11 protein-coding genes and 2 tRNA genes are annotated in these 13,183 nt (G+C 70.1%); 9 read left to right on the top strand and 4 right to left on the bottom strand.

Features of this window, described 5'->3' with window-relative positions:
* Positions 1-45: 45 nt before the first annotated feature.
* Entirely contained in the window at positions 46-1,014 is a 969-nt protein-coding gene (locus ACQ3HE_RS16155) for a diacylglycerol/lipid kinase family protein (protein WP_159876072.1), read from the bottom strand.
* Positions 1,015-1,071: 57 nt separating this feature from the next.
* Here ACQ3HE_RS16155 and serS point away from each other — a divergent pair, with 57 nt between their 5' ends.
* The 6 genes from serS to ACQ3HE_RS16125 all read left to right on the top strand — a co-directional run bounded on the left by serS (position 1,072) and on the right by ACQ3HE_RS16125 (position 6,503).
* The gene (serS, locus tag ACQ3HE_RS16150) at positions 1,072-2,337 is read left to right on the top strand and encodes a serine--tRNA ligase (RefSeq protein ID WP_426737357.1); all 1,266 of its coding nucleotides are present in this window, start codon (positions 1,072-1,074) and stop codon (positions 2,335-2,337) included.
* On the top strand, positions 2,334-3,158 hold the full coding sequence (locus tag ACQ3HE_RS16145; protein ID WP_202939425.1) for an HAD family hydrolase: 825 nt from the start codon (positions 2,334-2,336) through the stop codon (positions 3,156-3,158). Before serS ends, ACQ3HE_RS16145 begins: the two co-directional genes overlap by 4 nt.
* A gap of 145 nt (positions 3,159-3,303) precedes the next feature.
* Complete coding sequence (locus ACQ3HE_RS16140) at positions 3,304-4,551, top strand: LCP family protein (RefSeq protein WP_079706469.1); 1,248 nt, start codon at positions 3,304-3,306, stop codon at positions 4,549-4,551.
* A 96-nt stretch (positions 4,552-4,647) separates the two neighbouring features.
* A tRNA-Ser gene (locus ACQ3HE_RS16135) sits at positions 4,648-4,732 on the top strand.
* A gap of 167 nt (positions 4,733-4,899) precedes the next feature.
* Positions 4,900-6,240, top strand: a complete 1,341-nt coding sequence (locus ACQ3HE_RS16130) for an LCP family protein (protein WP_430893456.1) — start codon at positions 4,900-4,902, stop codon at positions 6,238-6,240.
* Between the two features lie 174 nt (positions 6,241-6,414).
* Positions 6,415-6,503 (top strand) — tRNA-Ser (locus tag ACQ3HE_RS16125).
* A gap of 203 nt (positions 6,504-6,706) precedes the next feature.
* Here ACQ3HE_RS16125 and ACQ3HE_RS16120 read toward each other — a convergent pair.
* On the bottom strand, positions 6,707-6,955 hold the full coding sequence (locus ACQ3HE_RS16120) for a DUF2795 domain-containing protein (RefSeq protein ID WP_430893455.1): 249 nt from the start codon (positions 6,953-6,955) through the stop codon (positions 6,707-6,709).
* Positions 6,956-7,057: 102 nt separating this feature from the next.
* Here ACQ3HE_RS16120 and ACQ3HE_RS16115 point away from each other — a divergent pair, with 102 nt between their 5' ends.
* The 3 genes from ACQ3HE_RS16115 to ACQ3HE_RS16105 all read left to right on the top strand — a co-directional run bounded on the left by ACQ3HE_RS16115 (position 7,058) and on the right by ACQ3HE_RS16105 (position 9,873).
* Positions 7,058-7,963, top strand: coding sequence for a hypothetical protein (locus ACQ3HE_RS16115; RefSeq protein ID WP_430893454.1), 906 nt, complete (start codon positions 7,058-7,060; stop codon positions 7,961-7,963).
* Positions 7,964-8,068: 105 nt separating this feature from the next.
* Positions 8,069-9,037 carry a putative RNA methyltransferase gene (locus ACQ3HE_RS16110; protein WP_430893453.1) on the top strand — a complete coding sequence of 323 codons (969 nt, stop codon included), beginning with the start codon at positions 8,069-8,071 and terminating at the stop codon, positions 9,035-9,037.
* Between the two features lie 92 nt (positions 9,038-9,129).
* A complete protein-coding gene (locus ACQ3HE_RS16105) occupies positions 9,130-9,873 on the top strand; it encodes an RNase H family protein (RefSeq protein WP_430893452.1) in 744 nt (247 codons plus the stop codon).
* 132 nt (positions 9,874-10,005) lie between these two features.
* Here the strand turns inward: ACQ3HE_RS16105 and ACQ3HE_RS16100 are convergent, their stop codons facing one another.
* Both ACQ3HE_RS16100 and ACQ3HE_RS16095 read right to left on the bottom strand, forming a co-directional pair.
* Positions 10,006-10,716: an endonuclease/exonuclease/phosphatase family protein gene (locus tag ACQ3HE_RS16100; protein WP_079706474.1), complete on the bottom strand. Its 711-nt coding sequence runs from the start codon at positions 10,714-10,716 to the stop codon at positions 10,006-10,008.
* 102 nt (positions 10,717-10,818) lie between these two features.
* On the bottom strand, positions 10,819-13,056 hold the full coding sequence (locus ACQ3HE_RS16095; RefSeq protein WP_430893451.1) for a HelD family protein: 2,238 nt from the start codon (positions 13,054-13,056) through the stop codon (positions 10,819-10,821).
* Between the last annotated feature and the right edge of the window lie 127 nt (positions 13,057-13,183).

Raw genomic sequence — 13,183 nt, 5'->3', positions numbered from 1 at the left:
CTGGCACCCCACCCAAACCGAGTCGGGATAGGGGACGCGAGATGGCTACGGGAGCTTGACGAGCAACCCGCCGCGGTGCGCGTCGAACGCGACCATGGTCGCCATGCCGAACGCGTCGCCGTCGAGCTCGAGGTCCTGGGCCTCGTCGACCCGCACGGTCAGGGCCTCAGCACGCAGGTTCGTCACGGTGTTCCCACCCCGGCCCTCGGTGAAACGGATCATCCGTCGCCCCACGGCAGTCCGCCGCAGGACCCGGTTCTCCCACGTCACCTTCCGCCACACGAGCAGCCAGCCGAAGGCACCCTTCGGTTGCAGCACCGCGACGTCGAGGAACCCGTCGTCGAGTTCGGCGTCCGGCATGAGCTGCACCCCGCCCTGCAGCGTGCCGCAGTTCCCGACGAGCACCGAGCTCACGGTCGCCGCATGCTGACGGTGCCCGCGCAACTGGTAGTGGATGCGGAACGGCGCGGCCGTGGCGATCGAGCGGAGACCGGACTCGACATAGGCGAGCCAGCCGAGCGACTTCTTGAGGTCGGGGTTCGCGGTGGCGATCATCATCGCGTCGATGCCCATGCCGGCCATCACGACGAACGCGTGCTCCTCCTCCGACCCGTCGGCACGGGTGATCATGGCGACGCCGATGTCGATCGCGCGCGTGTCGCCCGTGAACGCCGTCCCGATCGCGGCCACCTGGTCGCCGAGCGGCAGCTTCAGGTTCCTCGCGAGCAGGTTGCCGGTCCCCGAGGGGATGAGGGTCAGCGGCACACCGCTCCCGCGCAGCCCCTCGGCGACGGCCCGCACGGTCCCGTCGCCGCCGGCCACGAGCACCACCCGGGCGCCGTCGAGGACCGCTCGCCTCGCCTGACCGACACCGGGGTCGTCGACGCTCGTCTCGTACAGGTGCGGAGCCGCCCATCCCGCCTCCTGCGACCGCGCCTCCAACGCGCTCCGCAGCCGGGTGGCGTCGACCTTCACCGGGTTGTACACGAGCGCGGCGTGCGGGGGAGTCGGCATGGCCCAACGGTACTGTCCCGGGGCCTCGTCACCGACCTCGATCGCTAGACTTGCCGGGTGATCGATCCCGTACTCCTCCGCGAACAGCCAGAAGTCCTCCGAGCGTCGCAGCAGAAGCGAGGGTCCTCCGTCGACCTCGTCGACCAGGCGATCGACGCCGACACCGCACGCCGCGCTGCGATCACCGGGTTCGAGGAACTCCGTGCCGAGCAGAACGCGTTCGGCAAGCAGGTCGCCAAGGCCCCCAAGGAGGAGAAGGCCGCACTCGTCGCCCAGGCGCAGCAGCTCGCCGCCCGCGTCAAGGAGGCCCAGCAGGTCGCGACCGAGGCCGAGGCCTACTTCGCCGACGTCGCCGGTCGCATCCAGAACCCGGTCCTCGAGGGCGTGCCCGCCGGCGGCGAGGCCGACTTCATCACGCTCCGCGAGGTCGGCGAACGCCCCTCGTTCGACTTCACCCCGCGCGACCACCTCGAGCTCGGGGAACTCCTCGGCGCCATCGACATGCAGCGCGGCACCAAGGTCAGCGGCTCGCGCTTCTACTTCCTCCGCGGCATCGGCGCCCGCCTCGAGATCGCCCTCATGAACCTCGCGCTCGACCGCGCGATCGAGGCCGGCTTCGTCCCGCTCATCACGCCGACGCTCGTGCGCCCCGAGATCATGAAGGGCACCGGCTTCCTCGGCGAGCACGCCGACGAGGTTTACCAGATCGCCGGTGAAGACCTCTTCCTCACCGGCACGAGCGAGGTGGCGCTCGCCGGGTACCACTCCGACGAGATCCTCGACCTCGAGGAGGGCGCGCTCCGCTACGCCGGCTGGTCGACCTGCTACCGCAAGGAGGCCGGGTCCTACGGGCGCGACACCCGCGGCATCATCCGGGTGCACCAGTTCAACAAGCTCGAGATGTTCGTCTACACCAAGCCGGAGGACGCCGCCGCCGAGCACGAGCGCCTGCTGTCGTACCAGGAGGCGATGCTGCAGTCGCTCGGCCTCAGCTACCGGGTCATCGACACGGCCGCCGGCGACCTCGGGTCGAGCGCGGCACGCAAGTTCGACGTCGAGGCCTGGGTGCCGACGCAGGACGCGTACCGCGAGCTCACCAGCACCTCGAACTGCACCACCTACCAGGCGCGTCGCCTCGACACCCGGTACCGCGGGGAGTCGGGCAAGACCACGCCGGTCGCGACGCTCAACGGAACGCTCGCGACCACCCGCTGGATCGTCGCGATCCTCGAGACGCACCAGCAGGAGGACGGCAGCGTCGTCATCCCCGAGGTGCTGCGTCCGTACCTGGGCGGCATCGAGGTCGCGAGGCCGATCCGATGACGGACGAGACGACCACCACCGCGACCCCGCTGCTCGTCGCCCTCGACATCGACGGCACCGTGCTGCACGAGGACGGTTCGCTCAGCCTGTCGGTCGCCGACGAGGTGCGCCGCGTGGTCTCGCTCGGCCACATCGTCACCTTGGCCACCGGTCGCAGCTGGGAGAGCACGCGCCCGGTGCTCGAGGAGCTCGAGCTGACGCCGCAGTACGTCGTCTGCGCGAACGGTGCGCTCATCATGAAGCGCGACGAGTCGAAGCCCGACTCCTATGAGCGCTTCTTCATGGAGACCTTCGACCCGACCGAGGTCCTCGGGCTCATCCAGCCGCACCTCTCCGAGGGCAGCTACATGGTCGAATACCCCGACGGCTTCCGCAAGTACACGGTCGGCATGGAGGACTGGAACCTCGAGAACGCGATCGAGGTGCCGTTCGAGGAGCTCGTCACGAGCCCCGTGACACGCGTCGTCGTCGTATCCCCGAGCCACGACGAGGAGGAGTTCCTCCGCATCGTCGACAAGATCGGGCTCAGCCAGGTGAGCTACGCGATCGGCTGGACGGCATGGCTCGACATCGCGCCGAAGGGCGTCAACAAGGCGACCGCGCTGGAGCGTGTCCGGGAGTGGCTGGGGCTCGAGCGCTCGCAGATGGTCGCCGTCGGCGACGGCCGCAACGACGTCGACATGCTCGGCTGGGCCGCAGCCGGAGGGCGCGGTGTCGCCATGGGCCAGGCGCCCGAGGAGGTCCTCGCGGTCGCGTCGGAGGTCACCGGCACGGTCACCGACGACGGTCTCTCTCAGCTCCTGAGGAGCATTTCGGGTTAGCATCGTCCAAAGCTCCGTGCCGATACGCCGTTTCCGGTGGGCACGGGCGTCGGTGCGCGCCTGCTCCAGGTGTCGCCGGACGACTCGCCGCAGCCCGGTCTCCTGGGTTCCGGCCACCCCTGTTCCTGAGACGAGAGCGAGATCCATGACCCGCAACGCCGACGCGTCCAAACCGCGCGCCGCCGTCCGTCACGGCAGACTCCGCAAGTCGAACCCGTTCGTCACCGTCGCGAAGATCGTCGCCGCGACGGCCGCCGTCGTCGGCGTGAGTGGCATCGCGGTCGCCGGTGTGGCCGCGCTCGACCTCGCCAACAGCGTCAAGCCCGTCGCCCACCTCGACAACGAGACGCCGGGTGCGCCGCCGCCCAACATCGGCGCGATCGAGGGCGGCGTCAACCTGCTCCTCGTCGGCAGCGACTCGGGCGATGGCAACCAGGCGTACGGCGAGCGAGACGAGAACCTCAACGACGTCACGATCCTCATGCACATCTCGGCAGACCACTCGAGCGCCACGGTCGTCAGCTTCCCGCGCGACATGTACGTGCAGATCGGCGACTGCGCCGACGGCGGCAACGGTCGCGACAAGATGAACACCGCCCTCATGTACGGCGGGGCCGACGGCGGGCTCGCCTGCGCGGTCTCCACGGTCGAGGGCATCACCGGCCTCTCCATCCCGTTCGCCGCGCAGATCGGCTTCGACGGCGTCATCTCGATGTCGAACGCGGTCGGCGGCGTGCCGGTGTGTGTCACCGAGCCCCTCAACGACGCCTGGAGCGGCATCAACCTCGACGTCGGCACCCACGACCTCTCGGGCGCGTCCGCCCTCGCCTTCCTCCGCTCACGTCACGGCGTCGGCGACGGCAGCGACCTCTCGCGGATCTCGAACCAGCAGGTCTTCCTCTCCTCGCTCGTCCGCACGCTGAAGAGCAGCGACACGCTCTCCGACCCGATCAAGCTCTACTCGATCGCCCGCGCCGCGCTGAAGAACGTGACCCTGTCGAGCAGCCTGAACAATATCGACACGATGGTGTCGATCGCCGCAGCGCTCAAGGACATCCCGCTCGACCGCGTCGCGTTCGTCCAGACGCCGACGGCCACGGTCGAGGGCGGAGTCGAGGCGACGTCCGATGCCGACGTCCTGTGGACGGCGCTGCAGAGCGACCAGGCCGTCGCCCTGTCCGCCACCGGCAAGTACGTCGTGACCGACCCGAACGCGCCGGTCACGCCAGACCCGGCGACCACCGACGCGGCTGCCGATCCGGCTGCCACGGCGGACCCGGCAGCGCCCGCGGACCCGTCCGCCGCCGGCCCTGTCGCCTTGCCCGACACGATCACGGGCCAGAACGCCGCGCAGAACACCTGCACGGCGGGTCGTCCGGAGGAAGACCAGTAGTCACCGCGTGATCGGATGGGGCCGCTTCGTCGCTGGCCCCATCCGATACACTCGATCCTGGTCGTCAGCTGCGTCATCGCGGGCGATCGACCATCAGGAGGGCTGTCCGAGCGGCCGATGGAGCCAGTCTTGAAAACTGGTGGGCAGAAATGTCTCGTGGGTTCGAATCCCACGCCCTCCGCAGGTTCTTGAGATGGCTGGTTGGGCCTGGCGGCGCAACGCTGGCGCGTTGCGGGGTTCGAATCCCACGCCCTCCGCACTGCTTTCACCGCCCCGAGAGACTCCCGCGCCTCGGAGCCCACGGCTCCGGGCTGTGCGCTTCACATGAACCCGTGGTTGAATCGACGAATGCCCCCGCATTCGACCGACATCGACGAGCCCGCCGGCGACGCCGCGGCACGCCGAGCGGCAGCTCGTGGGCCCCGCCCGAAGAAGCTCGCGACCATCGCCCGCCACGGACGACTCAAGCGGTCGAACCCGATCGCGACCGCCCTGAAGATCGTCGCCTCGACGCTCGCGGTCGCACTGGTCAGCGGTGGCATCGTCGCCGGCATCGCCCTCTGGGACGTCGCCGCGACCGTGAAACCCGGCGTCGCGCTCGTCGACTCGCAGGGTGACGCGGTCACCGATCTGCCCGCGATCGGAGCGTATCCCGGCGGTGTCAACCTCCTGATCGTCGGCAGCGACTCGCGCGCCGGTCAGGATCCCGTCTTCGGTGATGCCGAGGAGGAGACGGGCAACCTCAACGACGTCACGATGCTCGTGCACATCTCCGAAGACCACAGCAACGCGACCGTCGTCAGCTTCCCGCGCGACATGTTCGTCCCGATCCCGTCCTGCCCCGACCCGTCCGGTGGCTCGTTCGACTCGATGAGCCGCCAGAAGATCAACACCTCGCTCAGCTACGGGGGGCTCGCCTGCACGGCGTTGACGGTGTCGCAGCTCACCGGCCTCGAGATCCCGTTCGCCGCAGAGGTCCAGTTCAGCGGCGTGATGGCGATGTCGACCGCGCTCGGTGGGGTGACGGTGTGTGTCGCCGACCCGATCGAGGACGAGTACACGAACACCTTCCTCTCGGCTGGCGAGCACACGCTCGAGGGGTACGAGGCACTGCAGTTCCTCCGCACCAGGCACGGTGTCGGCGACGGCAGCGACCTCAGTCGCATCAGCAACCAGCAGGTGTTCCTGTCGGCGATGATGCAGCAGGTGAAGAGCGCCGAGACGCTGACCAACCCTGGAATCCTCTACTCCCTGGCCAAAGCGGCGGCGAAGAACATGCAGCTGTCCGACAGCCTGACGAGCCTCGACACGATGATCGCGATCGCCATGACGCTGCGTGAGGTCGACCTCGCGAACATCGCGTTCGTGCAGTATCCGAACGCGGCCGTCGAGGGTGGCGTCGAGCCGATCGACGATGCGGCAGCCGCGCTGTTCGAGGCGCTCGGCAACGACCAGCCCATCCAGCTCTCGGGCGCGACGGGCGCCGGTGCGGTGGCGAACCCGACCGACCCGACCGCGGTCGATCCCGCCGAGGGTGCGGATGCCGGTGGCGATCCTGCCGCGACGGCCCCGCCTGCCGATGCGACCGACCCCTCCGCCGGTGGTGCAGTGGTCCTTCCGTCGTCCGTGACGGGCCAGACCGCCGACCAGCGCACCTGCTCCCGCGGTCGTACCCTCGACAACCAGTAGGCGTCCCGGTCCGTCAGCGGCCCGGTCCCAACCTGGTTCGGTCCCTGAGCTGCGCCGCACTGAGCTTGTCGAAGTGTCGAAGGGCGTCTCGGACCCGGGTTCGGACCCGGGGATTCGTCACCACGCCCATCACCGGTTATGCTGGTCGTCGTGCGTCCGCTTGCGAGCGCACATGGAGACGTCGCATAGTTCGGCCTAGTGCACCACCCTGCTAAGGTGGAGTCCCCGTAAGGGGACCGCGGGTTCAAATCCCGCCGTCTCCGCACTGGATCTCAGTTCGAAACCCTCGCCTCGGCGGGGGTTTCTGCGTTGCACGATGTCTGTCGGAATCGCCAGCGCGGTGCGCTGACGTCACCGCGCCCCGCAAGCGTGAGCGCGCCCCTCCGGAGACCCGCGCTCGGGGCTGTGACCCGCGCTCACGTCAGCGCACCGCGCTGGGGAGTCCACCAGGTGTCGGACGGGGTGGTCAGGCGGAGCGACGGAGCTCGCCGTGGTGGCGGAGTTCGCGGAGGATGCTGAACGAGCCGGCGTAGTGCTCTTCGGTGAGCGTGTTGAGCGCGGCGAGCGTCCCGCGGTCGAGTCCGGAACGGACGGCGATCGACTGCAGTTCGCGGCGTGAGATCGGGAAGTCCACGGTCCTGAGGAGGGTCTTCAAGTCGGTGCAGGCCGCTGTTTCTGGCGGCTCCGCTGTGGCGGGGTAAGGTCTGGCATCCATGTCCACATTGTCGGTATCGACCCCCGAAAAGGCGACAGTCGGACTCCGTTCTGGCGCAAGAGGGCGCTAGCCTGACGTGAAATGATGCGAGGGAGCGGCACCGTGCCCGATGACCGCGACACCGGAACGCCGGCCCCGACTGGCCTCGCGTCCGCAGCCGTCGAGTTACTGCGCGTCCCCCTCAGCGGCTTCGTGGCGGAGCGCAAACGCCTGGCCGTCGCAGCGCGCGACGACGGAGACGACGACCTGGCGACGGCGATCCTCGCGCTCCGCAAACCGTCGGTCGCCGCCTGGGCGCTCAACGTGTTGACGGCGCACCGCCCGGACCTGCTCAGCGAACTGGAACAACTCGGCTCCGCGCTCGGCGACGCTCAACGCTCCGGCGACGCCACTGCGCTCCGCACGCTCGGCACCGAACGTCGCTCGCTGATCGCGACGCTCGTCACCGCCACCGTCGAGGCCGCAGCAGCGGAGGGGGTGTCCCTCTCCGGAGCGGTGATCGAGACCGTCCGCCAGAGTCTGCAGGCGGCGAGTGCCGACGCCGATCTCGCCGCGCAGGTGTCGTCCGGGCGGCTGACCGACGCCCCGACCTCGAGCGGAGCGGAGTGGGGTGGTGTGGTCGGCGGTCCAGGATCCCCCGGTGGGCGCTCCACCGCCGACGGCTCCCTCGGGACGTGGGGCGACGGAGACGGCGACCGTTCCGACGACGACGACGACGACCGACGCCGACGCCTTCGGACCCGGCTGGAGGCGGCCGAGCGCGACGAGGAGGCAGCGTCCAGCGCGAGTGAGGAGGCGACCGCCTTCCTGGACGAGTCGGCGGTCCGGCGATCGGGACTGCAGCGTGACCGCGAGGACCTCGCACGGCGGCTCGAGGAGCTCGACGCGGACATCGCCGACGCCGATCGCGAGTGGGCCCGACGCCAGCGGGAGGCTGACCGGGCGCAGCGTGCGAGCGACGCAGCACACGAGGACGTCGAGCGTCTGCGGAGCGCGCTCGAGGACTGAGTCACCGAGCCGATCGAGTCACCGCGGTGCCGAAGCCCGCCGCGACGGATCGCTGCTCGAACGTTCCGGCGCACGCACCATGCGGCACGCGCCTAGACTCACCGTGTGGGTGAAGTGCGACAACCGGAAGCATCGCGGCGGCGACGGACACAGCAGCTGGAAGCGGAGCGTTTCGAAGGCATGCCGATCCTCGGTGACGTCCCGCAGCACGATCGGCTGAGCCTCGTCGCCCCCGATCTCGCGTGCACGATCTGCACCGCGACCCTCGAGCTCGGCGACCGCGTGCTCCGCTGCCCCGCCGGTCACAGCTTCGACATCGCCCGGCAGGGGTACGCCTCGCTCGTCGTCGGCGGTCGGACGCCGAAGACCGGCGACACGCAGGAGATGGTCGCGGCCCGCGCAGCGTTCCTCGAGGCCGAGCACTACGAGCCGATCGCGGACCACGTCGCCACGACCCTGCCGCTCGCGCGCTTCCTCCCGGACGGCTCGGTCGACGACGACAGCGCCCCACTCGTCGTGGACATCGCCGGCGGGACCGGCTACTACCTGGGCCGGATCCTCGACGCCCGGCCGGCTTGGCGCGGGTTCGGCTTCGACCTGTCGCCGCTCGCTGCACGTCGCGCCGCCCGCGCGCACGGAAGAGCGGCAGCCGCCACGGCCGACGCCTGGGCACCCTTCCCGCTCCGGACCGCCTCGGTCGACCACCTGTTGAGCATCTTCGGCCCACGCAACGGTCCCGAGATGCGTCGGGTGCTCCGCCCGGACGGCCTGCTCACCGTCGTGACACCGCAACCCGGTCACCTCGCCGAACTGCGCGACCGGCTCGGCATGATCGGAATCGCCGAGCGCAAGGACGCCCGCCTCGACGCGCAGCTCGACGGGTTCGAGCTCCGCTCCCGCGACACGCTCGACTATGCCGTCGAGTTGATGCCGGAAGAGGTGCGCGACGAGGTCCGCATGGGGCCGAGCGCCCACCACCTCGACGACGACGTCTTCGAGCAGGCGATCGCCGACCTGCCCGGCTACACGACGGTCACGGTCGCCGTCACGCTCAGCGTCTTCGCGCCCGCCTGACGCCGGGCCAGCCCGACACCGGCACCACGGGACCGGCGTCGGGGCGTCGGCGGTGCGTCGATACGATGGAGGGCACTCATCGAAAGGCGCTCATGACGATCACCGCTGCCGCAGACGGCTCCGCCCTCGGCAACCCCGGACCCGCCGGCTGGGCCTGGTATGTCGACGACGATTGCTGGGCAGCCGGGGGATGGCCGCACGGCACGAACAACATGGGCGAGCTGCGCGCCGTCCTCGAACTCTTCCGCGCCACCGAGCACCTCGACGAGGACCTCCACATCCTCTGCGACAGCAAATACGTCATCGACTCGATCACGAAGTGGATGCCGGGCTGGAAGAAGAAGGGCTGGAAGAAGGGCGACGGCAAGCCCGTCATGAACCTCGAGCTCATGCAGGAGATCGACGCCGCCATCGCCGGGCGGCGCTACCGGTTCGAGTGGGTGAAGGGTCACGTCGGTCACCGACTCAACGAGGCCGCCGACATCCGCGCCCGCACGGCGGCTGAGGCCTTCCAGCGCAAGACGCCGGTGCCGGAGGGACCCGGTTGGACCGGCGCCGGAGCTGCGGAGACCCCGTCGACCACCGAGGCTGATGCCGATGCTGAAGACGCTCCCGAGACGACCGAGCCGGAGCTGTTCGTCGACCTCGAGGTCGAGGAGGAACGCACCGCCCCCGTGTTCGACGCGGAGGACGACGGCGCGCTGTTCTCGCTCGACGTCGAACTGACGTGGCACCAGCTCACCCTCGACCTCACGTCCGACGAGCACGAGCGCCTGGTCCGTCGCGCCCGCGAGGCCGGCACGAGCGTCCAGGAGTTCCTCCGCGGCCTCATTTGACGTCGCTTCCGAGTTCACAACTCAGGACGAGCGCGGCGTTTCCCGCGTGGCACGCCGCGGCAGGAGGTCGCCGCGCCGAGCGCATCCTGAATTGCGAACCGGACGGGGCGCGCACAGGGGCAGGCGACCGGGTCAGCGGGCGGCGGACTCCGGCGCGTCGTCGTCCTCGGGCACGGCGAAGCCGTAGCTCGCGTCCACGAGGATCGGCAGGTGGTCCGAGATGCCGCGGCGGAGCGTCTGCACCCGGTCGATCTTGAGACCCACGGACGTCGCGAAGTCGAAGTGCCCACGGAACATCTTGTAGCGGGTGTAGGTGCTGCGGTCACTGAGGCTCAGGTCGTAGCCGCTCTCCTGCATCTTGGTGCCGAGACCCTTCTGGAAGAGCGGGTAGTTGTAGTCGCCGACCATGAGCGTCGGGACGTCGCCCATCGCGTGCAGCTGCTCGTGCGCGGCCTTGATCTGGTGCCGACGCAGTGAGTTGAGCGCGGTGAGCGGGGCCGCGTGGAACGAGGCGACGATGAGTTCGCGCCCGGCCTCGACGTCGGTGAGGCGGGTGCCGATGAGGCGCTCGTGCGCCGGCGCGAGCACCATGTCGTGCAGCGACTTCTTCAGCGCGAACGTCTGCGTCGACTCGGCGGTGAACCGGTCGCGGCGGTAGTAGATCGCGAGGCCGAGCCGGTTGCGGTGGGTGCTGTCGGCGAGGTGCAGGCCGCCGAGCTCGGCGGGCAGCTGCAGGGTGTCGGCCTCCTGCAACGCGAGGACGTCCGGGCCGAACTCTTCGGTGAGTGCGACGAGCTCGCCGCTGGCCTTGTTCTTGCGGAGGTTGTAGCTGATGACCTTCATCCCAGCCTCACATTCTGTTGGCAGAGCCCAAGCCTACGGTCCTTCCCGTCGCCCGGTGCTCTGGAGGGGTCCGGACGACGGTGCGTCGCCGGTTGCCCACGATCAGCTCGACGAGTCGACGACCGTGAGCCGTTGGGTGGCACGGGTGAGCGCGACGTACCGGAGTGACAGGGCCGCGTGGCCCGTCCCGCCCAGCGCGTCGGGCTGCACGAGGACGACGCTGTCGAACTCGAGGCCCTTGCTCTCACGCGCGGTGCCGGTCCACACCCGCGCGCGATCGGCTCCGGCGTCGGCGAGGAGGGTGTCGATCTCCGCCAGGAGCGCGCGGGGTGCGATGACGCCCGCGATACCGGCGTGTGCGGTGATCGCGTCGACGGCGGCGCGGACCGCCGTCGGGGCCAGCGCGGCGGGTTCGACCGTGAGCTGCACGGGCTCCTCCTCGCCGCGTCGGATCGACACGGGCGCCGGGGAGTCCGGGTCGAGTTCGAGCCGGACGGGATCGGCGAGCGCCATGATCTGCTCGGGCGTCCGGTAGTTGACGGTGAGCAGCTCCTCGGTCCAGCGCGGGAGCTGGGGGCCGAGCAGCTCCTGCCAGCTGGAGCGGGTGGCGGAGGTGCTCTGCTGGTTGATGTCGCCGACGAGCGTCATCGAGCGGTTGGGACCGCGTCGCAGGACGGCCCGCAGCAGCATGGGGGTGAGCTCCTGCGCCTCGTCGATGATGACGTGCCCGTAGACCCAGGTGCGGTCGCTCGCGGCGCGTTCCGCGGGGCTGCGGTCGTCCTCCACGGTCTGGCGGTCGGCGAGGTCCTGGGCGGAACGGAGGTAGTCGTCGTCCTGGGCCTCGTCGTCGATGCTGATGTCACCGATCATCTCGAGCACACTGCGCGCGTACTCGACGTCGTGCCGGCGCTCGTAGGCGGCGCGGCGCTGGCGTTCCAGCTCGGGACGCTGGTCCTCGCCGATGAGCTCGGCGGCCTCGTCGACGAGGGCGATGTCGCCGGGCGTGAGCCGGGCCGCCCAGTCGGTCTCACCTGCGCCGTCCGTTCCGGCGACGGGTTCGCGGAGCAGGAGGCGACGCTCCTCCTCGGTGTGGTCGGGCGCGACGCGAGCCAGCAGCTCGGGATCGGTGAAGAGGCGGTCGATGATCTCGGCCGGCTCGAGGATCGGCCACATCGTGTCGAGCAGCTCCTCGACCTCGGGCTCCTCGCTCAGCTCCTGTCGACGCTCGTCGGCGTCCTCGCCCGTGCGGGGCTCGAAGCCGTCGCGCTTCGCCTCGAGCCCGATGAGGTGCGTCAGCACGGCGCGGTCGAACCGCAGCTTCGCCTCGTTGTGCGGCGTGCCCGAGCGCTCGATGCCGGCTTTGATCCGGCGCAGGACGCCCGGCGTGACGCGGAGCGGGCCGTCACCGGCGATGCGGATCGTGACCGGCTCGTCGAGCGGCACCTGGCGCTCGCGGACGGCCCGGGCGACGACGTCGGCCATCCGCAGTCGACCCTTGAGTTCGGCGGCCTCGAGCGAGTCCTCCGCGTGTGCGTCGAGTCCGGGCACGAGGGTCGCGGGCGTGACGAGGACGACGGCGGTCTCGCCGAGCGACGGCAGCACGCGGCTGATGTAGTCGAGGAAGGTCGAGTTCGGCCCGACGATGAGCACGACACTGCGCATGAGCCGCTCGCGGTGCTCGTAGAGGAGGTAGGCGGCGCGGTGCAGCGCGACGGCGGTCTTCCCGGTGCCCGGACCGCCCTGGACGAGGAGCGTGCCGGGGAGGGGCGCGCGGATGATCGCATCCTGCTCGGCCTGGATGGTGTCGACGATGTCCGCCATGTGCTTGGTCCGGGCGCGACCGAGGGCCGCCAGCAGCGCACCGGACTCGCCGATGCCGCTCGGCTCGTCGTCGCTGAGCATGGTCGAGTCGAGGACCTCGTCGTGCACCTCCGTGACGCGGCGACCGGCCGTGCCGATGCGGCGGCGTAGGCGGAGGCCTTCGGGTCGGAGTGGCGTCGCCGTGTAGAACGGGCGCGAGGCCGGTGCGCGCCAGTCCAACAGGAGCTGGTCGCCGCTCTCCGGGTCGCGCAGGCCGATGCGCCCGATGTGGTGCCGTTCGTCGGTCTCGCGTTCGAGGAGGCCGAAGAGGAGTCCGTAGCTGGACGAACGCAGCTCGACCATCCGCTGGCGGTGGTGGGCGACCAGGGCGTCGCGTTCCGAGAAGCTCGAGTCGTCGTCGCCGTCGAAGGCGCGGAGGGCGAGTTCGGAGCGTCGTTCCTCGAGGTCCGACTGCGACCGGATCACGTCGTGCAGCCGATCGAGATGGTCCTGTTCCTCGGCGATCGCGTCGTTCTGCACGGTGCTCCTTCTGGGTGTGGCGCGGTCCGTGTTCCGGGTTCACTGCGAGGACCGCACGAATACGGTAGTCGCTTTCCGGGCCCCTCACCGCCCTTGAGCGTGAGCTCCCAGAGAGCTGGAGGCTGCC

The sequence above is a fragment of the Plantibacter auratus genome (assembly GCF_050587365.1).
Taxonomy (GTDB): Bacteria; Actinomycetota; Actinomycetes; order Actinomycetales; family Microbacteriaceae; genus Plantibacter; species Plantibacter auratus.
This window is presented reverse-complemented; position numbering and strand designations above follow the sequence as displayed.